We start from the raw sequence: 21,367 nt of genomic DNA, 5'->3' as shown, positions 1-21,367 counted from the left end.
TATTGCCGCGCAGCCCTGCCATGCGCCATGGCGGAAGCTTGGGCCTCCTGGCCTTGAGGGGGCTTTGCCCCCTCAAACTCCCCCAGCAGGGGACAGGGTCCCCTGCACCCGCCATCAGGGGGCGCCAACACATGGGTTTCCAAAGGCCTCAGGCCTTTGGTGGGGAGAGTTTGAGAGGGGCAAAGCCCCTCTCAAGGAAGCAGCCGCTTCCAAGCCGCGCGCGCGCGCGTTAGGGGAGCGCCATGACCGCGCCGCTCCGCACCCTTCCCGTCGAGACGCTCACCGAGGCCCAGGCGGCCGAGGAACTGGCCGCCCTGGCCCAGGCCATCGCCGAGGCCGACCTTGCCTATCACCAGCAGGACGCGCCGGTCATCACGGATGCGGAATACGATGCCCTGCGCCGGCGCAACGCGGCGATCGAGGCGCGCTTCCCGGCGCTGAAGCGGGCGGACAGCCCGAGCGACGCCGCCCCCGGCGCCGCCCCCGCCGCCGGCTTCGCCAAGGCGCGCCACGGCACGCCCATGCTGAGCCTCGACAATGCCTTCGCGCCCGAGGATTTCGCCGAGTTCACCAGGAGCATCCGGCGCTTCCTGCGGCTCGACGAGGCCGAGGTGCTGCGCTTCGTGGCGGAGCCGAAGATCGACGGGCTCTCGGTCAACCTGACCTATGAGAACGGCATCTTCGTGCGCGGCGCCACACGCGGCGACGGCACGGAGGGCGAGGACATCACCCGCAACCTGGAGACCTTCTCCGAGGCGATCCTGCCCCGCCGCCTCGCCGCCCCCTTCCCGGCGCAGATCGAGATCCGCGGCGAGGTCTTCATGACCAAGGCGGATTTCCTTGCCTTCCGCGAGGAGCAGGCGCGGCTGGCGGAGGAGCGCGAGCAGCGCCGGGCGCGCGGGGAGAAGGTGGGGCCGGAGATCCGCATCCCCGCCAATCCGCGCAACGCCGCCGCCGGCAGCCTGCGCCAGCTGGACCCGGAGATCACCCGCAGCCGCCCGCTGCGCCTCTTCGCCTATGCGCAGGGCGAGTCGAGCACCCCGGTGGCGGAGACGCACTGGGACTATCTGGCGCGGCTGCGCGGCTGGGGCTTCGCCGTCAACCCGCTCTCCCGCCTGCTGGCGGATGAGCATGACGCCGCGGCCTTCCAGGCGGAGATGGGCGGGCAGCGCGCCGGGCTGGCCTATGACATCGACGGCATCGTCTACAAGCTGGACCGGCTGGACTGGCAGGGGCGGCTGGGCTTTGTCGGGCGGGCGCCGCGCTGGGCCATCGCCTGGAAATTCCCCGCCGAGCAGGCCACCACCCGGCTGCTGGACATCCAGATCCAGGTCGGCCGCACCGGCGCGCTGACGCCGCGTGCGGTGATGGAGCCGGTGAATGTGGGCGGCGTCATGGTCCAGCACGCCACGCTGCACAATGAGGACGAGGTCGCCCGCAAGGATGTGCGCATCGGCGACACGGTGATCCTCCAGCGGGCGGGGGATGTCATCCCGCAGATCGTCGGCGTGGTGGCGGAGAAGCGGCCGGAGGGGGCGCTGCCCTTCGCCTTCCCCACCACCTGCCCCGCCTGCGGCAGCCACGCCGTGCGGCCGGAGGGCGAGGTGGTGCGCCGCTGCACCGGCGGCCTGGTCTGCCCGGCGCAGACGGTGGAACGGCTGAAGCATTTCGTCAGCCGCAACGCCCTCGATATCGAGGGGCTGGGCGAGGAGAATATTCTTCGGCTGCACGAGGAGGGGCTGGTGAAAAGCCCGGCCGACATCTTCCGCCTGCACCGGCACGCGGAGCGGATGCGCGGCTGGGAGGGCTGGGGCAAGGGCGCCAAAAGCTCGAAGAAGGTCGAGAACCTGCTGGCGGCGATCGAGGCGCGGCGCGGCCCGCCGCTGGAGCGCTTCATCTTCGCCCTCGGCATCCGGCGCATCGGCGAGCAGAACGCCAAGCTGCTGGCGCGGCACTACCACAGCCTGGCGGCGTGGCGGGAGAAGATGCTGGCCGCCACCACCATCGGCTCCGAGGCGCGGGAGGAGCTGGGCTCCATCCAGGGCATCGGCCCCGCCATCGCCACCGAACTGGCCGAGTTCTTCGCCGAGGCACATAACCGCGCGGCGCTCGAGGATCTGGCGGGCGAGGTGGCGCCGCAGGATGCCGAGGATTTCTCGGCCAGCGACAGCCCCTTCGCCGGGAAGGTGGTGGTGTTCACCGGCACGCTGGAAAAAACCTCGCGCGACGAGGCGGAGGCGGTGGCCGAGCGGCTGGGCGCCAAGGTGACCAAAAGCGTCTCGAAGAAAACCGATTTCGTCGTGGTCGGGGCGGATGCCGGCTCCAAGGCGAAGAAGGCCGCCGAGCTGGGCCTGCGCGTCCTGAGCGAAGGCGAATGGCGGGAGATGGCGGGGCTGTAAGAGACCGTTTGAGAATGCCGGCGGCGGAGGATCCGCGAGGGATTTTTCGGCCTTGCCAGGCGGCGGGCGCCGCCGATGCTGGTGGCATCGGCAAGCCCGCCAACGCAGCAAGGGCGGAAAAGACCCGCGGAACCGACCCGCCCGGTCTTCTCAAACGGTCTCTCAGGCCGGGGCTCCGCCCCGGACCCCGCTGGGGGAACTGAGTTCCCCCAGACCCCCGCATCAGATGGCCCCCGCTTCAGAGGGGAGGTGCAGGAACATCAGGTTCCTGCTGGGGGCCAGGGGGCAAAGCCCCCTGATCCCGCCCTCACAGCGGCGCGCAGGCCCCTTCCAGCCAGCCCCGCACCTCCGGCTCCAGCTCCGCCCCGATCTCGCCCAGGACGCGGGCGTGGTAGGCATCCACCCAGGCGCGCTCCGCCGGGCTGAGCAGGCCGAGATCGATCAGCCGCCGCTCATAGGGCACCAGGGTCAGCGTCTCGAATTCCAGGAAGGGCCTGGCCAGGCCCTGGAAGCCGCGCACCAGCAGCAGGTTCTCGATGCGGATGCCGTAATGCCCCGGCAGGTAGAAGCCCGGCTCATCAGAGAGGATCATCCCTTCCCGCAGGGGAATGGGTCTGGCCGCCCGGCTGATGCTGGCCGGCCCCTCATGCACCGAGAGAAAGCTGCCGATGCCGTGGCCGGTGCCGTGGTCATAGTCCAGCCCCGCCTGCCAGAGGGCGGCGCGGGCGATGGCATCGATATGCGCCCCCGCGACCCCCTGCGGGAAGCGCAGCCGCGCCAGGGCGATATGGCCCTGGAGCACGCGGGTATAGCGCTCCACCAGATCGGCCGGCGGGGTGCCGGGGCCGGTCCAGAGGGTGCGGGTGATATCCGTGGTGCCGTCCAGGAACTGCCCGCCGCTGTCGATCAGGTAGCATTCATTGGCGCGGATCGGGCGGTTGCTGGCCTCGGTGGCGCGGTAGTGGATGATGGCGCCATTCTCCCCCGCGCCGGAAATGGCGGGGAAGCTCTCGGCGCGGAACAGCGGCAGGGCGCGGCGGCAGGCCAGCAGGTGCTCGGCCGCGCTGACCTCCGTCTCCCCGCCGGCGGGGGCGGCGGCGGCGAACCACGCCAGGAAGCGCGCCAGGGCCAGGGCATCGCGCCGATGGGCGGCGCGGGCGCCCTGCTGCTCCACCGGGTTCTTGCAGGCGCGCGGCAGGCGGCAGGGGTCTTCCCCCGGCTTCACCGTGGCGCCGGCGGCCTGCAGCGTGGCGCTGAACCAGAGGGGAGTGATGTCCGGGTCCACCCGCACCACCTGCCCCGCCAGCCCCTCCAGCACGCCCTGGAGCGCCCGGGGCGGGTGGGTGGCCACCGCATTGCCCAGATGCGCCCGCGTGGCGTCCGAGAGCTTCACCGGGTCGAGGAAGAGATCCACCCGCGCATCGGCGCGCAGCAGCGCGAAGCCGAGCGGCAGCGGCGTGTGCTCCAGGTCGCCGCCGCGCAGGTTCAGCAGCCAGGCGAGGGAATGCGGGTCGGCCAGCACCGCCGCCTCCTCCCCGGCGGCGCGCAGGGTGGCGGCGGCCTCCTCCCGCTTGGCGGCGGAGTCGCGGCCGGCATAGGCGGCGGGATGCGGCACGGCGGGGGCGGCGGGCGGCGCCGGGCGGTCTGCCCAGACGGCATCCAGCGGGTTGGCGGCCAGCGGCACCAGCGTGGTGCCGGCGCCCAGGCGCTCCACCGCCGCCTGCGGGTGCAGCCAGGGATCATAGCCGATGCGCAGCCGGGCGGCGTGCCGCGCCAGCCACTCCTGCGGCGGTTCCTCGATCAGGTGGCGGCGCTCCCACAGGGCCGGGTCGGTCTGCGCCTCCGCCTGGGTGGTGTAGCGGCCATCGGTGAACAGCGCCGCGCGCTCCGCCAGCACCACGGCCATGCCGGCGCTGCCGGTGAAGCCGCTGATCCAGGCCAGGCGCTCACCGCTCGGGGGCACATATTCGCCCAGATACTCATCGCCGCGGGGGATGAGGAAGCCATCCACCCCGATGCGGGCCAGTTCGGCCCTCAGCGCCTGCAAACGTTCCGGATGTGACACTTCGATAAGCATCCCGTTAAGAACATGTTTCCACAGGTTTCAATGCGTCCGGCGCATGGCTCCGCTTCCGGAGCAACGCTCCTGTTCGCGCCTGCACAAGATTACATCGTCTCCACCGCACCAGGGGCGGGCGGTCGACGGCAAGAGCCAGTCCCGCAGACCACCCCGGCGCGACAATGGAACGCTAGACAATGGACGCCCGCATCACCAAGCCGGAGTTCGACTCCGCCATCTCCAGCGCCGCGCAGGACATCGACGCGGCCCGCACTGTCGCCCTGGAAGCGATGCGCGCGCGGGATGAGGCGATCGGCCAGTGGATCCGCAAGGCCGTCACCACCGCCTTCCGCGCCGTCATCGACTACCCGCGCCGCCGCCGCGTCTATGACGAGCTGGCCATGCTCTCCGACCGCGAGCTGGCCGATATCGGCCTGACCCGTGGCGACATCCCCCGCGTCTTCGAAGGGGATTTCGAGGCGAAGGCCAAGCAGGCGGCCAACGCCCCGGCCCACGCCCGCCCGCTCGCGGCCTGATCTTTCTTTCAGTATCTTTCTTTCAGTTCACGGCACCGGAGTGCGGCCAGAAGGCCGCACCCTCAAAAAAACCAGCACATCCCGGAAACCCCGCGCGCCCGCGCGTGTTGTCTCCGCAGTCACTACCGGATCGGCGCTGATCCTCCCCCCCTCCCCCCGGCGCCGATCCTTCCAGGGAAAACCCCGCGGCCTCCCCCAGGCCGCGGGGTTTTTCTGTCTGCTGCCGGTCAGGGCCGGGACGGGAGGGGATGCACTCCACCCCTCCTCTCCGGCCCAGGGTCGTTCAGGGGGTCGTTCAGGGGGTGGTTCAGGGGGTCGCTCGGGGCACGGGAGGAGGGGGCGCACCCGCTCCGCCCGCGCACGCGGCCCATGCCGCGTCCCGCCTCACAACGCTGGAGCGGCAGCCTGAAAAAAAGGCTTGCGGAGGACGAGGGCGGACCAGGCGCCCTGGTCGATGCGGTGTTCCAGGACGAGGCCGGCGCGGCGGTGGGCGGCGAGCACCATGCGCACCTGCGTGCCGAGCAGCCCGGCCAGGATGGCGGTGCCGCCGGGGGCCAGATGGTCGGCCAGGCTCTTGGCCATGCTGCACAGCGGCCGCGCCAGGATATTGGCGAAGACGAGGTCATAGCTGCCGGCGCGCACGCTGCGGTGCTTCCAGCCATCGGCCAGCTTCGCGCGGAACTGGTTGCGCAGGCCGTTCATCGTGGCGTTGTCCTGCGCCACGCGCACGGACCAGGGCTCGATATCGGTGGCCAGGACCTTGCGGTGCAGGCGCTTCGCCGCCGCCATGGCCAGGATGCCCGAGCCGGTGCCGAGGTCGAGGATACGGCGCGGGCGGCGATGCGCGATGCGCTCGAAACCGATCAGGCAGCCGCGCGTCGAGCCATGCTCGCCCGAGCCGAAGGCCAGCCCGGCATCGAGGCGCAGCACGATCTTTCCATAGGTGGCGGGGTTGGGCAGGTGCGTCGGGCGGATCAGCACGCGGGCGCCGATTTCCTGCTCCGGGAAGGCCTGCACGGTGCGGGCCAGCCAGCCATCGGCCTCCACCGGCGCGCGCTGGAGTTCGGGCGGCTCGATACCGGAAATGGCGGCGGCCAGGATCAGCGCGGGCAGCAGCTCGTCATCGCCCGCCCCCACCTCGCGCACGGCCTCCAGGCCCCAGGTGTCGGTCGGGTCGTCCTTGAAATAGCCCACGGTGGGGCAGACGGTCTGCAACGCGGCCTCGAAGGCGGGCACGGCGTGCTCGGGCAGGCCGTCGATCTTCAGGGTTTCCAGCGACTGGGGATGGCGGCGGTTCATCAGGCCTTTTCCACGAAACTGTCCAGAACGCGCTTCCGCCCCGCCTTGTCGAATTCGACATCCAGCTTGTTGTCATCCGCGTCCACGACGCGCCCATAGCCGAATTTCTGATGAAATACCCGTGTCCCGACGGGAATCGGCGCGGATTTCGCGGGGCGCTCCGACACCTCCCAGGCCCCGGCCTCGATCACCCGCGGCCTGCGCGCGGTGAGCGGGAAGCCGCCCTGGAAGGCGGAGGGCATGGCCGCCACCGGCTGGCGGCGGGCGCTGCCGCCCTCCACCTCGACATGGTCGGGCGGCAGTTCATCCAGGAAGCGGGAGGGGATGGCGCTGGTCCAGTTGGCATAGATGCGCCGGTTGGCGGCGTGGCTGATGATGCAGTTCCGCCGCGCGCGGGTGATGCCGACATAGGCGAGGCGCCGTTCCTCCTCCAGCCCCTTCTCGCCCCCCTCGTCCAGGGCGCGCTGGTGCGGGAAGAGCCCCTCCTCCCAGCCGGGGAGGAAGACCATGTCGAATTCCAGCCCCTTGGCGGCGTGCAGCGTCATCAGCCCGACGCGCCCGCCCTCGGACTGCTCGTCATTCTCCATCACCAGGGCGACGTGCTCGAGGAAGCCGGCGAGGCTCTCGAACTCGGCCATGGCGCGCAGCAATTCCTTCAGGTTGTCGAGCCGGCCCGGCGCCTCGGGGGATTTGTCCTGCTTCCACATGTCGGTGTAGCCGGATTCCTCCAGCAGCGTGGCGGCGACCACGACATGCCCCTCCTGCGCCAGGGCGGCGCGCCAGCGGGCGAAGCCCTCCAGCAGCTCATGCAGGGCCTGGCGCGGCTTGGGGCGCATGGCGCCGCCCGTCACCATCTTCCAGGCGGCGGCGACCAGCGGGATGCCCTCCGCCCGCGCCACCTCGTGCAGGGCGCGCAGCGCGGTATCCCCCAGCCCGCGCTTCGGCGTGTTGACGATGCGCTCAAAGGCGAGGTCGTCCGCCGGCTGGTTGACGACGCGCAGATAGGCCATGGCGTCGCGGATCTCGGCGCGCTCATAGAATTTCTGGCCACCGACGACACGGTAGGGAATGCCGAGGGTGATCAGCCGCTCCTCGAAGGCGCGGGTCTGGAAGCCGGCGCGCACCAGGATGGCGATCTCGGACAGGTCATGCCCGGCCCGCCGCGCCGCCTCGATGCGGCTGCCGACCATGCGCGCCTCCTCCTCCGAGTCCCAGAGGGAGACGACGCGCACCTTCTCCCCGGCGGCGTCGGCGCGGCCGGGGCGCAGCGTCTTGCCCAGCCGCCCGGCGTTTTTGGCGATCAGCCCGGCGGCGGCGCCCAGGATCGGCGCGGTGGAGCGGTAGTTGGATTCCAGCCGCACGATGGTCGCGCCCGGAAAATCCTTTTCGAACCGAAGAATATTCTCGATCTCCGCGCCGCGCCAGGAATAGATCGACTGGTCATCATCGCCGACGCAGCAGATATTTCTTTCCGCCGGGTTGGGGCGCTGGGCCAGCAGGCGCAGCCAGAGATACTGGATGGTATTGGTGTCCTGGTACTCGTCCACCAGGATGTAGCGGAAGCTGCGGTGATACTGCGCCAGCACATCCGGGTGGGCGCGCAGCACCTCCACCACATGCAGCATCAGGTCGCCGAAATCGGTGGCGTTGAGCTGCTTCAGCCGCTCCTGATAGGCGGCATAGAGGCTGCGGGCGCGGTGGTTGGCGAAGTCGCTGTCCTCCGCCGGGGTGATGCGCGCGGGCACCAGGCCGCGGTCCTTCCAGCGCTGGATGATGCCCATCAGCGCCTGCGGCGGCCAGCGCTTCATATCCACCCCGGCGGCCTCCATCACCTGCTTCAGCAGGCGCATCTGGTCGTCCGTGTCGAGGATGGAGAAATTGCTGTTCAGCCCCACCAGCTCCGCGTGGCGGCGCAGCATGCGGGCGCAGAGGGCGTGGAAGGTGCCGAGCCACAGCCCTTCCGCCGGCTGGCCCAGGATGGCGGAGACGCGCTCGCGCATCTCCTTCGCCGCCCTGTTGGTGAAGGTGACGGCCAGCACCTGGCTGGGAAAGGCGCGGCGCGTCATCAGGATATGGGCGAAGCGCGTGGTCAGCACCCGCGTCTTGCCGGTGCCGGCGCCGGCCAGCACCAGCAGGGGGCCATCCACCGTCTCCACCGCCGCGCGCTGCTCGGGGTTCAGCCGGGCGAGATAGGCGGCGGCGTCGGTCGTCATCTCAGGCGTCATTGGCAGGCCCCCACGGAACCGGCGGCGCAGCGCGTCTGCCCGTCCACCCAGAGCGCGCCGTCCAGGGTGGCGGTGGAGAGGTCGGTGCCATCCAGCCGGGCGCCGGTCATGTCGGCGCCCGAGAGGTCGGCGCGGTAGAAGCGGGCGCCGCGCAGGTCGGCCCGGATGAAACGGGCGCCCTGCAGCGCCGTGCGGGTGAAATCCGCCCCGCGCAGGATGGCGCCGGAGAAATCCACCCCCTGGGCGCTGGCGGAGGTGAAGCGCGAATCGGGCGCCTCCACCGCCGGGAGCCGGGCGCCATCCAGCCGGGCGCGGGCGAAGCTGGCATCGCGCAGCACGGCCGCGTCCAGGCGGGCGCCGGAGAGGTCCCGCCCATCGAGCATGCAGCGGCGCCAGTCCACCCGCGGCGCCGGCGGATCGGCGCAGGCGGCCAGGGTGGGGGCGGCCCCCGCGATCAGGAGAGCAAGGGCCAGCAGGGGGAGGATTGGCGTGCGCACCCCCGGGATATAGAACGGGGAGCGAACGCGGCCAACCACAGGCCCGCCCCGGCGGAGGGAGAACGCCCCATCCTGAGCCTGCCGATCCGCCTCCTGGAGAGGTGTGCCCAGCATGGCGGCACGCTGCTGGCGCTGGGGATCTTCCTCGGCCTGCTGGTGCCGCCGCTGGCGAGCGCGCTGCGCGGCGTCGTCACCCCCACCGTCGCGCTGCTGATGACGCTGGTGCTGCTGCGGGTGGACCCGGTGCAGGTGCTCTCCTACCTGCGGCGGCCGGGGATGGTGGCGGCGCTGCTGGCCTGGCTGCTGCTGGCCTGCCCGCTGCTGGCCTGGGGCATCGCGCGGCTCACCGGGCTGGACGGGCCGCTGGGCGCGGCGCTGGTCATCATGGCCACGGGCTGCGCCGCCACCTCCTCCCCCGCCTTCGCCCGGCTGGTCGGGCTGGATGGGGAAATCGCCCTGGTCGCCGCGCTGCTCTCCACCCTGCTGGTGCCCCTCACCGCGCCGCCGCTGGCGCTCGGGCTGCTGGGGATCGACCTGTCCCTCTCGGTCACGGCGCTGATGGGGCGGCTGGCGCTGGTGGTGGGGCTGCCGCTGCTGCTCTCCCTGGCCATCCGCCGGCTGGCGGGGCCGGCGCGGCTGCACCGCTGGGGCCGCGCCGTGGATGGCGCCGTGGTGCTGCTGGTGGTGCTCTACGGCTTCGGCGTGATGGATGGCGTGCTGGCGCGGCTGCTGGCCCAGCCGGGCTTCGTGCTGGGCGGCACCGCCCTGGCCTTCGCCGGCAGCTTCGGGCTGAACGCCCTCACCGCCCTGGCGCTGCGCCCGCTCGGGCGAGACCTCGCCCTCTCGGCCGGGCTGCTCTCGGGCAACCGCAACATGGCGCTCTACCTCGCCGTGCTGCCCGCCGGCACAGACCCGCAGATCCTGCTCTTTTTCGCGCTGTGCCAGTTTCCGCTGTTTCTCAGCCCGTTTCTGCTGAGAGATTTTTACAGGAAGATCAGATAAGAGTTCTTTTTTGAAAAAAAGAACCAAAAAACTTTTTCCAGCTGGCGTCCCGCTGATGGCCTGAGGCGGGACGCCAAACTGAAAGAAAGTCTTTTTGCTTCTTTTTCTTCAGAAAAAGAAGATTTTTCTGGATACAAAAAAACCAAATGATCAAGCCTTGGGCCGCGCCCCCAGGATATGGGCGATGGCATAGGTCAGATCGGCGCGGTTGAGGGTGTAGAAATGGAATTCGTCCACGCCATTGGCCTGGAGCAGGCGGACCTGCTCGGCGGCAAGGGCGGCGGCGACCATGCGGCGGGTCTCGGCATCCTCATCGAGCCCCTCGAAGAGGGTGCCCATCCAGGCAGGGACGGAGGTGCCGCACATGGCGGAGAACTTCTTCACCTGGGTGAAATTCGAGACGGGCAGGATGCCTGGGACGATCGGCACGGTGATTCCGGCCGCGAGGCAGCGGTCCAGGAAGCGGAGAAAGACTTCTGTATCAAAGAAATACTGTGTGATCGCGCGGGTGGCGCCGGCGTCGATCTTGCGCTTCAGATTGTCCAGGTCCTGCTCAGGGGAGAGAGCCGCAGGATGCGTCTCGGGATAAGCGGCGACGGAGATCTCGAAATCGCCGATCTTCTTCAGCCCGGCCACCAGGTCGGCGGCATAGGCATAGCCCTCCGGGTGCGGCGTGTAGCCGCTCTCGCCCGCCGGCGCGTCCCCGCGCAGGGCGACGATGTGGCGCACCCCGGCCTCCCAGTAGCGGCGGGCGACGGCATCGACCTCGGCCCGGCTGGCGCCGACGCAGGTCAGGTGCGCCGCCGGCGTCAGGCCGGTCTCGGACACCAGGCGCGCCACGGTGGCGTGGGTGCGCTCCTGCGTCGTGCCGCCCGCGCCATAGGTGACGGAGACAAAGCGCGGCGCCAGCGGCTCCAGCCGGCGGACGCAGCTCCAGAGCTGCTGCTCCAGCGCCTCGGTGCGCGGCGGGAAGAATTCGAAGGACAGCGCCGGCGGCGGCAGCTCGTTGGGCACCGGAAGGCCGGCCACGCGGGGGCCGGTCAGCCAGCGCTGCAGAGTGCCCGGGCGGCCGGAGGCGGTGGGGGCGTGGTCGGCGACGTGGTTCATGACGCTCCCATATCCTACGCCGCGCCGGAATTGAACGCCCCGCTGCATCCCGGCCGCGCCCAAGGCGTTGCACACGGCGTTGTTCGGCAAGGCTTGACCTTCGGCTGTTCCATACATTCATCCCAGGATGTATGTAGCGACCAACCTCGCCTCCCCGCCTCCCGCCCGCCCTCCCTTCTGCCCTCCCCCCGTCAGGACACCTGAGACCATGCGCTCCCTCCGCCGCCCCCTCCTGGTTCTGGCCGGTTTCCTCGCCCTGGCCGGCTGCGCCACCCGCCCCCCGGCGAGCGAGCCCGAGGCCCTGGCGGAATACGAGCAGACCAACGACCCGCTGGAGCCGTTCAACCGCACCATGTACGCGGTGCATGACGGCATCGACACCGTGCTGCTGCGGCCGGCGGCGCAGGTCTACCGCTTCATCATCCCCCAGCCGGTGCGCGGCGGCATCCGCAACGTGCTGGCCAATCTGCGCAGCCCCGTCATCCTGCTGAATGACGGGCTGCAGGGGGAGACGCAGCGCTTCGGCACCACGCTCGGCCGCTTCCTGCTCAACACCACGCTGGGCGTCGGCGGCATCTTCGACGTGGCCAAGGATTTCGGCCTCCCCGCGCATGGCGAGGATTTCGGCCAGACCCTGGCCGTCTGGGGCGTGGGCGAGGGGCCCTACCTCTTCCTGCCCGTGCTGGGGCCGAGCAACCCGCGCGATCTGGCGGGGTTTGGAGTGGACATCGCCGCCAACCCGACCACCTGGGTGATCGCGAATGGCAACGATACGGTGCAGACGCTGGGCTATGTGCAGACGGGGCTGACGGTCCTCGACGCGCGTGAAGGGCTGATCGAGACGCTGGACAGCGTGAAGGAAACCAGCCTCGACCCCTACGCCACGCTGCGCAGCGCCTACCGCCAGCGCCGGCAGAACGATATCCGCAATGGCGGCGGGCAGCCTTCCCCCGCGCTCGGCACCGGCCTGGGCGCCGGGGTCCAGGCCCCCGCCCGCAACTGACACGCACGGCCCCTCCCGGCCGAAACGAGATGAGATTGGACAGGATGCATCGCCGTTCCCTGCTGGCCTCCGCGCTGGCGACCCCCTTCGCCATCGCCCTGGCCCTCCCCGCCCGCGCGGAGATGGACATCAGCCGCGCCGCCAGCTTCATCGAGAGCACGGGGCAGGAGCTGGTCGGCGTCATCAACGCGAACCAGCCCATCGCCGCCCGCCGCCAGCGCGTGGCCGCGGTGCTGCGCCGCGCCGTGGATGTGGATGGCGTGGGCCGCTTCATCCTCGGCCGCTGGTGGCGCACCGCCACCCCGGCCGAGCAGCAGGAGTATATGAAGCTGTTCGAGGAAACCCTGATCCGCAACCTCTCCGCCCGCTTCGGCGAATATGAGGGCGTGCGCTTCAGCCTCGGCCGCAGCCAGCAGCGCACCGAGGATGACGCGCTGGTCAACACCATCATCGAGCGCCCCAACAGCGCCGCCTTCAGCCTCGACTGGCGCGTGGGCGAGGTGAACGGCCAGCCCCGCGTCGTTGACGTCATCGCCGAGGGCACCTCCCTCCGCCTGACCCAGCGCAGCGAATATTCCGCCGTGATCAGCCGCAATGGCGGCCAGATCTCCGCCCTGCTGGAGGCCATGCGCAACCAGATCGCGGCGCTCGCGGCGCGCGAAGGGCGGTAAGTTTTTTGGGGTCTTGTTCTTTTTTGGAAAAAAGAACCAAAAAACTTTTTTCAGTCGGCGTCCCGCGTGTGGCCTGAGGCGGGACGCCAATTTGAAAAGTCTTTTTGCTTCTTTTTCTTCAGAAAAAGAAGAATCTAAAAAAACTTACCTTCGCCGTTCCAGGCGCAGATAATGCCGGCGCCCTTCCAGGCTCGGGATCACCTGGGCACGGGCCATTTCCGCGGCGGGGGGCACATGGGCCAGGGCGGCCAGGGCCTCCGCCGGCCTCCAGGCGGGCGTCAGGCCCAGATAAGCCTCCAGGAAGGCGGCCTCCGGCGGCGCGGCGGTCGGGCTGCCCAGCAGCAGCACGCCCCCAGGCTTCAGCGCGGCGAAAGCGGCGTCCACCAGCCGCGCCGGCTCCGGCAGCAGCGGCAGGTCGGGCACCATGATCAGGTCGAAGCAGCCGCGCAGATAGGGGCGGCGCACGAAATAGGGCAGGCCGCAGCGCAGGCTGCGCAGCGCAAGCCCGGCCGGAGCCTGCCGGCGCAGCAGGGCCAGGGCCTCCGGGTCGTTCTCCTGCATCACCCAGCGCGCGATGTTGCGGCCATAGGAGACGAAGCCCGCCTCCCGCAGATGGCCCGCGCCCAGGGTGAGGATTTCCGCCTGGGCCTCGCGCTCCGCCACGGCATCGACGATGCGCGCCAGGAAGCGGGCCTGCGCCCGCCAGGCGGCGGCATAGCCGATCTGGCGGGTGGCGGTGGCGAGGTCATGCCCGGCGCGCGAGGCATGGTCCAGCAGCGGCCGCACCGACTCGTGCTGGATGAGCAGGTCCAGCGCGATGGGGGCCGGGGTGGGGCCAGGGCGCAGGAGGCTCTCCCGCACCAGCGGGTCCTCCAGCATCAGCCGCTGCAGCGGGTGGGCGCGCAGCCGGGCCAGCGATTCGGCCCAGGGCTGTGGCGCCGCGGGGGATCGCAGCGCCGCGCAGAGCGCGATCAGGCGTGACAGGACAAGGGGCGCCCAGCCAGGCTCCCACGCCATCTCGACCAGCTGATCCAGCAGCGGTTCCAGTCCCTCCGCGTGGTCCAGCGGCACCAGCGAGGAATGGGGTGTCATCGTGGCATCCGGCATCGCGCTCTCCTGGCCGGCATTGCACCCTGCCGCGCAAGGCTTCGCATCATCAGAATAGGGGATAAGCCCCAGGGTTGTCTGATGCGCTCCCTTATAGCCATTTGCGCGGGTCCTGCCACTTGGGTCCTGCCACTGGCGCAGGCAATGCCCCCGCCTTCCTGCCGATGCGGCAGGCACTCCTCCACCCTCCCCCGCCTTTGGAACCAATCCGCCGCCCCTGCCCGGCCACGCCCTGGCCCGGCCGCCGCCCGGGTGGTGCGCCACTTGCATAGGCCCGGCCGAACGACAGGAACGGGGCCGGACAACGTTGCGCGCGGATGTGGAACTGATCGGCGTCACCAAGCGCTATGGCGCCGCCGTGGCGGTGGATGGGATTTCTCTGGCCATTCCGCCGGCCAGCTATTGCTGCCTGCTCGGCCCCTCGGGCTGTGGCAAGACCAGCACGCTGCGCATGATCGCCGGGCATGAGAGCATCAGCGATGGCGATATCCTGCTGGCCGGGCGGAATGTGACCAACCTGCCGCCCGCCGCGCGCGGGACGGCGATGATGTTCCAGTCCTATGCCCTCTTCCCGCATCTGACGGCGCTCGAGAACATCGCCTTCGGCCTGCGGATGCGCGGCATGGGCAAGGCGGAGCGGCTGGCCCGCGCGGCGGAGTTCCTCCGCCTCGTGCAGCTGGAAAAGATGGCGGACCGCCTGCCCACCCAGCTCTCGGGCGGGCAGCAGCAGCGCGTGGCCCTGGCCCGCGCGCTGATCACCAGCCCCAAGGTGCTGCTGCTGGACGAGCCGCTCTCCGCCCTCGACCCCTTCCTGCGCACCCAGATGCGCGAGGAGCTGAAGCGCCTGCAGCGCGAGCTGGGCATCACCTTCATCCATGTCACCCACGGGCAGGAGGAGGCGATGGCGCTCTCCGACATCGCCGTGGTGATGGACCAGGGGCGCATCGCCCAGGCCGCGCCACCGCGCGAGATCTTCGAGAAGCCGGCCAGCGCCTTCGTCGCCCGCTTCATCGGCGGGCATAACGTGCTGGAGCTGCCGCAGGGCCGCTTCGCCGTGCGGACGGACCGCACGCGCCTCGCCCCGGCCCCCGCGGGCGGTGGCCCCCACCTGTCCGGGCATGTCACGGCCGTCGAATACCAGGGCTCCGCGGTGCGCGTGGTGGTGCAGGCCCGCGATGGCCAGACCGCCGAGGCGCTGCTGCCCGATTCCCTCTTCCATGCCTCGCCCGTCGCGCCGGGCGAGGCCGCCACCCTGGGCTGGGAGGCGCAGGAGGCGCACCCCCTGCCCCGGGATGCCGCGTGACCCGCCGCGCCTGAGAACAAGAGCAACAGGAGAGTTCACGACCATGACCGAGACGAAGACCTCCCTCACCCGGCGCGGCGCGCTGGCGCTGGCCGGTGCCGCGGTCGGCAGCGGCGCCATCACCGGCTTCCCCACCCTCTGGGCGCAGAACATCCGCAACATCACGCTGCGCCAGCTCGGCACCGGCGTCTCCGGCCTGAACCCGATCGCCGAGCAGGTGAAGAAGGATCTCGGCTTCACCCTGCAGATGACGGTGACGGACACCGACGCCGTGGCCCAGCGCGCCGCCACGCAGTCGCGCAGCTTCGACATCGCCGACATCGAGTATTTCAGCATCAAGAAGGTCTACCCGACCGGCGTGATGCAGCCGATCGACACCAAGCGCATCAGGCTGGCGGACAAGATCGTCCCCATCTTCACCACCGGCCGGCTGACGGCGGAAAGCGTCATCGCCCAGGGCACCAGCCCCTATTCCGTGGGCTTCGTCGAGAGCAAGGACGCCAAGGGCTTCGCCAGCGCGCGCACCGAGCTGATGACGCTGCTGCCCACCATCTACAACGCCGATACGCTGGGCATCCGCCCGGACCTGGTGGGCCGCCCGATCACCCAGTGGAAGGACCTGCTGGACCCCGCCTTCAAGGGCAAGGCCAGCATCCTGAACATCCCCGGCATCGGCATCATGGACGCCGCGATGGTGGCGGAGAGCGCCGGCCTCGTGAAGTATGCCGACAAGGGCAACATGACGCGGGCGGAGATCGACAAGACCATCGCCTTCCTCATCGAGGCCAAGAAGGCCGGCCAGTTCCGCGCCTTCTGGAAGACCTTCGACGAGAGCGTGAACCTGATGGCCTCGGGCGAGGTCGTCATCCAGTCCATGTGGTCGCCGGCGGTGACGGCGGTGCGCTCGCGCGGCATCCCCTGCGTCTACCAGCCGCTGGCCGAGGGCTACCGCGCCTGGGGCTCGGGCCTCGGCCTGATGAAGCACCTCTCCGGCCTGGAGCTGGACGCGGCCTATGAGTACCTGAACTGGTACCTCTCCGGCTGGGTCGGCGCCTTCCTCAACCGCCAGGGCTATTACTCGGCGGTGCTGGACACGGCCAAGACCTTCATGACCGAGAATGAGTGGGGCTACTGGATGGAGGGCAAGCCCGCCGTCTCCGACATCATCGCCCCCGATGGCAAGGTGATGGAGAAGGCCGGCGCCAAGCGCGATGGCGGCTCCTTCCTGGAGCGCATGGGCCGCGTGGTGTGCTGGAACTCGGTGATGAGCGAGGACCGCTACATGGTCCAGAAGTGGAACGAGTTCATCGCCGCCTGAGGCCTGCGCCGGGGCGCATCACAGGGCGGGGCCAGGAATGGCCCCGCCACCGTGACCAATCTGACGAATGGGAGCGCCGATGCCGCGCCTTTTCCCCTGGCTCCAGGCGGCGCCGCTGGCGCTGGTGCTGGCGGTCTTCCTGCTGGTTCCGGTGGCCATGCTGGTCATCGTCAGCTTCTACGACTATGACAGCTTCAGCCTGATCCCGGCCTTCGTGCTGACGAACTACAGGGAGGTCTTCGCCTCCTTCGTCACCTGGCAGACCTATCTCAAGACCCTCTACTTCGCCGGCATCACCTGGGCGGTGACGCTCGGCCTCGGCTTCTGGCTGGCCTATTTCCTGGCCTTCGTGGTGCAGAACCAGACGCTGCGCACCGTGCTCTTCGTGCTGTGCACCGTGCCGTTCTGGACCAGCAACCTGATCCGCATGATCGCCTGGGTGCCCTTCCTCGGCCGCAACGGCATCCTCAACGGCACGCTGCTGGCCACCGGCGTCATCAAGGAACCGCTGGAGTTCCTGCTCTTCTCCGATTTCTCGGTGATCCTGGCCTTCGTCCACCTCTACACGCTGTTCATGGTGGTGCCGATCTTCAACACCATGATGCGCATCGACCGCCGCCTGCTGGAGGCGGCGCGCGACATGGGCGCGGGCTTCTGGCAGACGCTGTGGTGCGTCATCCTGCCGCTGTGCAAGCCGGGCATCGGCATCGGCAGCATTTTCGTCGTCGTGCTGGTGATGGGCGATTTCGCCACGGTGCGGCTGATGAGCGGCGGGCAGAGCGCCTCCGTCGGGCTGATGATCGCCAACCAGATCGGCCTCATGCAATACCCCGCCGCCGCCGCCAATGCGGTGGTGCTGCTGGCCATGGTGCTGCTGATGGTGGGCGCCATGCTGCGCGTCATCGATATCCGCAAGGAGCTGTGAGCCCATGCCCGGACCCCTGGCGCGGCTGCTGCTCGGCGGCCTCTTCCTGCTCTTCGTGCTGTTCCTCTATGGCCCGACCTTCACCATCACCATCCTCTCCTTCCAGGGGCCGGATGGCGGGCTGACCTTCCCGATGAACGGCGTCTCGCTGCACTGGTTCGCCCGGCTGTTCCAGCCGCAGGCGGTGGGCGACCTCGGCGCCTCCATGACGCGCACCCTGACCCTGGCGGCGATGGTGACGGCCAGCACGGTGGTCATCTCGCTCGCCGCCGGCATGGCCTTCCGCCGGCGCTTCCGCGGCAGCGGCGTGCTCTTCGCCCTCACCATCGCCAGCCTGATCGTGCCCTCCATCCTGGTCAGCCTCGGCATCGGGCTGATGTTCAACATGATGGAGTGGGAACCGGCCTGGTATTCCTCGGCCTTTGGCGCGCAGCTCACCTGGACGCTGCCCTTCGGCCTGCTGATCATGTTCGCCGTGTTCAACCGCTTCGACCGCAGCTGGGAAGAGGCGGCGCGCGACATGGGGGCGACGCCCTGGCAAAGCTTCTGGCATGTGGTGCTGCCGATCATCGCGCCCAGCGTCGTCGGCATCGCGCTGTTCGGCTTCACCCTGTCCTTCGACGAATTCGCCCGCACCCTGCTGACCGCCGGCAGCGGCAACACCCTGCCGCTGGAAATCCTCGGCATGACCACCACCGTGACGACGCCGGTGCTCTACGCCCTCGGCACCGTCTCCACGGCGGTGTCCTTCCTGGTGATCGGCGGGGCGATCCTCGGGGTGCGGCTGCTGCGAAAGAAAAAGGGCTTTTAAGATCCTTCTTTTTCTTCAGAAAAAGAATTTTCTTTCAGGCTGCCGCCGTCTCCCGGCCCAGCGGAACGCCAACGGATAAAAGTTTTTTGGTTCTTTTTTTCAAAAAAGAACGTTCTTTTTAAAACTGCACCCTGAGCCGCGCCAGCCCCAGCAGGGGGCGCGGCTCATCCGGCGCCTTCTCGGCCCCGGCGGCGATCTGCCCATCCAGGGAAAGCTGCGCCTTGCCGAACTTGCCGAGGCTGACCCGCGCCCCCAGCGCATAGACCGGGCGGGAGTCGAAGACCGGCTTCACCAGGCTTTGCATGGGCAGGGTGTTGGTCAGGGCCACCTGCCCCGCCCGCTCGCCCAGCAGCGTCGCCGCCACGTAGGACTCCCGCGTGGCATAGGGCACCGCGCCACCGATGGCCGCGCCCAGCGTGTAATCGGCCGCGCGTGCAGGCAGCGGTGCCAGCAGCGCGGCCAGGACAAGGCCGCACGACACATCACGGAAACACCCCATGCCACGGCCCTCCTTTCAGCCTCTGCGGGGGTGGCTATGGCAGGCGGGGTTTTTCGCTGCAACGCAAAATAAGGCGAGTTTGCCTTATTTTGGGCAAGACCAAGATTTATCTTTTTGTTTTAAAATAAAAATTCCACACCAAAATATGACGCAATCATGGCAACGCCTGGAATGAGAAAGGGGGAGAGGCTGCTGGCCCCTCCCCCCTCCGGGTCGGTCATTGCCCCTGCTGGGCGGGTGGTGGCGGCGGGCGCAGGCTTTCATAGACCAGCATGCGGTGGCCATCGCGCGGGAACTCGGCCGCGCGGCGCAGGCCGATATCCTCCAGCACCGCGCGCGAGGCCAGGTTGTCCTCCCGCGCCACGGCGATGATGCGCGGCAGCCGCGCCACCTCATGCCCGAAGCCGAGGGCGGCGCGCGCCGCCTCCCGCGCATAGCCCTTGCCCCGCGTGTGCGGCCAGAGGGCGAAGCGCAGCGCGATGCCACGTCCGTCCGGCCGCTCCGACAGGGCGACGATGCCGAGGAAGGCCTCCGTCTCCGCCAGATGGACAGCCCAGGTGCCGTAGCCGCGCACGGCCCAGAAGGCCATGTCGTCCTCCAGCTCCTGGCGGACCTGCGCGGGGGCGCGGGTGCCGTGCAGCATCAGGCCAAAGGCGGCCTCATCCCCCTTCAGGGCGGTGAGGTCGGCCAGATGCCCAGGCCCGACAGGGCGCAGCACCAGACGCGGCGTGCGCACCGTCTGCGGGGATTCCACCCGCGGCAGGCCGTCCATCGGGTTACCGGGTGAGCGGCCGGTATTTGATCCGGTGCGGCTGATCGGCCGCCGCGCCAAGGCGTCGACGTCGGTCGGCCTCATAGGCCTGATAGTTGCCCTCGAACCATTCGACGTGGCTGTCGCCCTCGAAGGCCAGGATATGCGTCGCCAGGCGGTCGAGGAACCAGCGATCGTGCGAGATGATGACGGCGCAGCCGGCGAAGTCCTGCAACGCCTCTTCCAGCGCGCGGAGCGTGTCGACGTCGAGGTCGTTGGTCGGCTCGTCGAGCAGGATGACGTTGTGCGGCTTGCGCAGCATCTTGGCGAGGTGGACGCGGTTGCGCTCACCGCCCGAGAGCACGCCGACGGGCTTCTGCTGGTCGCCACCCTTGAAGTTGAAGGCGGCGGCATAGGCGCGCGAGGGCACGGCGCGCTTGCCCATCATGATCAGGTCCTCGCCATCGGAGATTTCCTGCCAGACGGTGCGCTTGTCATCCAGCGTGTCGCGGCTCTGGTCGACATAGCCGAGCTGCACGGTCTCACCGACGCGCAGCGTGCCGGCATCCGGCGTCTCCTGCCCGGTGATCATCTTGAACAGGGTGGACTTGCCGGCGCCGTTCGGGCCGATGACGCCGACAATGCCGCCCGGCGGCAGCTTGAAGGAGAGGTTGTCGATCAGCAGGCGGTCGCCGAAGGACTTGGAGAGGTTCTGCACCTCGATGACGGTGTTGCCGAGGCGCGGCGCGGGCGGGATCTGGATCTCGGTCGGCTCGGGCGCGCGGTCGAGGCTCTTGGCGAGCAGCTCCTCATAGGCCTGGATACGGGCCTTGCTCTTGGCCTGGCGCGCGGCCGGGCTGCGGCCGATCCACTCCTGCTCCTCGGCCAGCTGGCGCTGGCGGGTGCTCTCTTCCTTCTCTTCCTGGGCCAGGCGCTTGCGCTTGGTCTCCAGATAGGCGGAGTAGTTGCCCTCATACGGGATGCCGCGGCCGCGATCGACCTCGAGGATCCAGTTGGTGACGTTGTCGAGGAAGTAGCGGTCGTGGGTGACGATCAGGACGGCGCCCTGGTAGTCGCGCAGGGTCTTTTCCAGCCAGCTCACGCTCTCGGCGTCGAGGTGGTTGGTGGGCTCGTCGAGCAGCAGCAGGTCGGGCTTCTCGAGCAGCAGCTTGCAGAGGGCGACGCGGCGGCGCTCACCACCGGAGAGGCTGGTCACCGCGCTGTCCCCCGGCGGGCAGCGCAGCGCGTCCAGCGCGATCTCGATGGTGCGGTCGAGTTCCCAGCCATTGGCGGCGTCGATGCGCTCCTGCAGCTCGGCCTGCTCGGCGAGGAGCGTGTTCATCTCGTCCTCGGACATTTCCTCGGCGAACTTCATCGAGATCTCGTTGAAGCGCGCGAGGTCGGCCGTCAGCGTGCCGAAGGCGTCCATGACGTTCTCGGCCACGGTCTTGCTGGCGTCGAGGTGGGGTTCCTGCGAGAGGTAGCCAACCTTGATGCCATCGGCCGCCCAGGCCTCGCCGCCGAATTCGCGGTCCTGCCCGGCCATGATGCGCATCAGGGTCGACTTGCCGGCGCCGTTGGGGCCAAGCACGCCGATCTTGGCGGTGGGCAGGAAGGAGAGGGTGATGCCTTTGAAGATCTCACGCCCGCCCGGGTAGGACTTGGTGAGATCCTTCATCACGAAGACATACTGATGAGCGGCCATGAACACGTTCCGGGCAGAGGTTTGGGCCCGGTTCTACCGGGCGCGGGCCGCGCCGCCAAGCGGAACCCTTTCCGGCCTGGGGGGGGGGGGGGGGGGGGGGGGGGGGGGGGGGGGGGGGGGGGGGGGGGGGGGGGGGGGGGGGGGGGGGGG

At 69.5% G+C, this 21,367-nt stretch carries 18 protein-coding genes; 9 read left to right on the top strand and 9 right to left on the bottom strand.

Going from position 1 to position 21,367, the window contains the following annotated elements; all coding sequences use genetic code 11:
• Positions 1-242 precede the first annotated feature (242 nt).
• Positions 243-2,399, top strand: a complete 2,157-nt coding sequence (ligA, locus tag NON00_RS19355; protein ID WP_256024348.1) for an NAD-dependent DNA ligase LigA — start codon at positions 243-245, stop codon at positions 2,397-2,399.
• A gap of 307 nt (positions 2,400-2,706) precedes the next feature.
• Here the strand turns inward: ligA and NON00_RS19350 are convergent, their stop codons facing one another.
• A complete protein-coding gene (locus tag NON00_RS19350) occupies positions 2,707-4,476 on the bottom strand; it encodes an aminopeptidase P family protein (protein ID WP_256024347.1) in 1,770 nt (589 codons plus the stop codon).
• A gap of 179 nt (positions 4,477-4,655) precedes the next feature.
• Between NON00_RS19350 and NON00_RS19345 the strand changes: the two genes are divergently transcribed.
• Positions 4,656-4,994 carry a DUF1127 domain-containing protein gene (locus tag NON00_RS19345; RefSeq protein ID WP_256024346.1) on the top strand — a complete coding sequence of 113 codons (339 nt, stop codon included), beginning with the start codon at positions 4,656-4,658 and terminating at the stop codon, positions 4,992-4,994.
• A gap of 384 nt (positions 4,995-5,378) precedes the next feature.
• On the opposite strand, the gene NON00_RS19340 is transcribed toward NON00_RS19345, so the two are convergent.
• From NON00_RS19340 to NON00_RS19330, 3 genes are read right to left on the bottom strand one after another with little or no spacing between them, the layout of a single operon-like run.
• Positions 5,379-6,293, bottom strand: a complete 915-nt coding sequence (locus tag NON00_RS19340) for a 50S ribosomal protein L11 methyltransferase (protein ID WP_256024345.1) — start codon at positions 6,291-6,293, stop codon at positions 5,379-5,381.
• A complete protein-coding gene (locus tag NON00_RS19335; RefSeq protein WP_256024344.1) occupies positions 6,293-8,506 on the bottom strand; it encodes an ATP-dependent helicase in 2,214 nt (737 codons plus the stop codon). Before NON00_RS19335 ends, NON00_RS19340 begins: the two co-directional genes overlap by 1 nt.
• Positions 8,507-8,514: 8 nt before the next feature.
• A complete protein-coding gene (locus NON00_RS19330) occupies positions 8,515-9,015 on the bottom strand; it encodes a pentapeptide repeat-containing protein (RefSeq protein ID WP_256024343.1) in 501 nt (166 codons plus the stop codon).
• Between the two features lie 156 nt (positions 9,016-9,171).
• Between NON00_RS19330 and NON00_RS19325 the strand changes: the two genes are divergently transcribed.
• Positions 9,172-10,017, top strand: coding sequence for a hypothetical protein (locus tag NON00_RS19325; protein WP_256024342.1), 846 nt, complete (start codon positions 9,172-9,174; stop codon positions 10,015-10,017).
• Between the two features lie 150 nt (positions 10,018-10,167).
• Here the strand turns inward: NON00_RS19325 and metF are convergent, their stop codons facing one another.
• Positions 10,168-11,124 (bottom strand): methylenetetrahydrofolate reductase, encoded by a 957-nt coding sequence (gene metF / locus NON00_RS19320; RefSeq protein WP_256024341.1) that lies wholly within the window; start codon positions 11,122-11,124, stop codon positions 10,168-10,170.
• A 208-nt stretch (positions 11,125-11,332) separates the two neighbouring features.
• On the opposite strand from metF, the gene NON00_RS19315 reads away from it, so the two are divergent.
• Both NON00_RS19315 and NON00_RS19310 read left to right on the top strand, forming a co-directional pair.
• Positions 11,333-12,127, top strand: a complete 795-nt coding sequence (locus NON00_RS19315) for a VacJ family lipoprotein (RefSeq protein WP_256024340.1) — start codon at positions 11,333-11,335, stop codon at positions 12,125-12,127.
• Positions 12,128-12,171: 44 nt separating this feature from the next.
• Positions 12,172-12,798: a phospholipid-binding protein MlaC gene (locus NON00_RS19310; RefSeq protein ID WP_256024339.1), complete on the top strand. Its 627-nt coding sequence runs from the start codon at positions 12,172-12,174 to the stop codon at positions 12,796-12,798.
• 144 nt (positions 12,799-12,942) lie between these two features.
• Here NON00_RS19310 and NON00_RS19305 read toward each other — a convergent pair whose 3' ends face one another.
• Positions 12,943-13,905 carry a hypothetical protein gene (locus tag NON00_RS19305; RefSeq protein WP_256024338.1) on the bottom strand — a complete coding sequence of 321 codons (963 nt, stop codon included), beginning with the start codon at positions 13,903-13,905 and terminating at the stop codon, positions 12,943-12,945.
• 307 nt (positions 13,906-14,212) lie between these two features.
• On the opposite strand from NON00_RS19305, the gene NON00_RS19300 reads away from it, so the two are divergent.
• The 4 genes from NON00_RS19300 to NON00_RS19285 all read left to right on the top strand — a co-directional run bounded on the left by NON00_RS19300 (position 14,213) and on the right by NON00_RS19285 (position 18,262).
• Positions 14,213-15,208 carry an ABC transporter ATP-binding protein gene (locus NON00_RS19300; RefSeq protein ID WP_256024337.1) on the top strand — a complete coding sequence of 332 codons (996 nt, stop codon included), beginning with the start codon at positions 14,213-14,215 and terminating at the stop codon, positions 15,206-15,208.
• A 43-nt stretch (positions 15,209-15,251) separates the two neighbouring features.
• A complete protein-coding gene (locus NON00_RS19295; RefSeq protein ID WP_256024336.1) occupies positions 15,252-16,526 on the top strand; it encodes a PotD/PotF family extracellular solute-binding protein in 1,275 nt (424 codons plus the stop codon).
• A 79-nt stretch (positions 16,527-16,605) separates the two neighbouring features.
• Complete coding sequence (locus NON00_RS19290) at positions 16,606-17,451, top strand: ABC transporter permease (RefSeq protein ID WP_256024335.1); 846 nt, start codon at positions 16,606-16,608, stop codon at positions 17,449-17,451.
• A 4-nt stretch (positions 17,452-17,455) separates the two neighbouring features.
• On the top strand, positions 17,456-18,262 hold the full coding sequence (locus NON00_RS19285) for an ABC transporter permease (RefSeq protein ID WP_256024334.1): 807 nt from the start codon (positions 17,456-17,458) through the stop codon (positions 18,260-18,262).
• Positions 18,263-18,380: 118 nt separating this feature from the next.
• Here NON00_RS19285 and NON00_RS19280 read toward each other — a convergent pair whose 3' ends face one another.
• The 3 genes from NON00_RS19280 to ettA form a co-directional block, all read right to left on the bottom strand.
• Positions 18,381-18,761 (bottom strand): hypothetical protein, encoded by a 381-nt coding sequence (locus NON00_RS19280; protein WP_256024333.1) that lies wholly within the window; start codon positions 18,759-18,761, stop codon positions 18,381-18,383.
• Between the two features lie 217 nt (positions 18,762-18,978).
• Positions 18,979-19,533: a GNAT family N-acetyltransferase gene (locus tag NON00_RS19275; RefSeq protein WP_256024332.1), complete on the bottom strand. Its 555-nt coding sequence runs from the start codon at positions 19,531-19,533 to the stop codon at positions 18,979-18,981.
• A 4-nt stretch (positions 19,534-19,537) separates the two neighbouring features.
• Complete coding sequence (gene ettA / locus NON00_RS19270; RefSeq protein ID WP_256024331.1) at positions 19,538-21,217, bottom strand: energy-dependent translational throttle protein EttA; 1,680 nt, start codon at positions 21,215-21,217, stop codon at positions 19,538-19,540.
• Positions 21,218-21,367: the final 150 nt, after the last annotated feature.

Origin of the sequence: Roseomonas sp. GC11 (genome assembly GCF_024437745.1) — a bacterium.
Taxonomy (GTDB): domain Bacteria; phylum Pseudomonadota; class Alphaproteobacteria; order Acetobacterales; family Acetobacteraceae; genus Pseudoroseomonas.
Note: the sequence above shows the minus strand (reverse complement) of the source record. Positions and strands in the feature narration are given on the sequence as shown.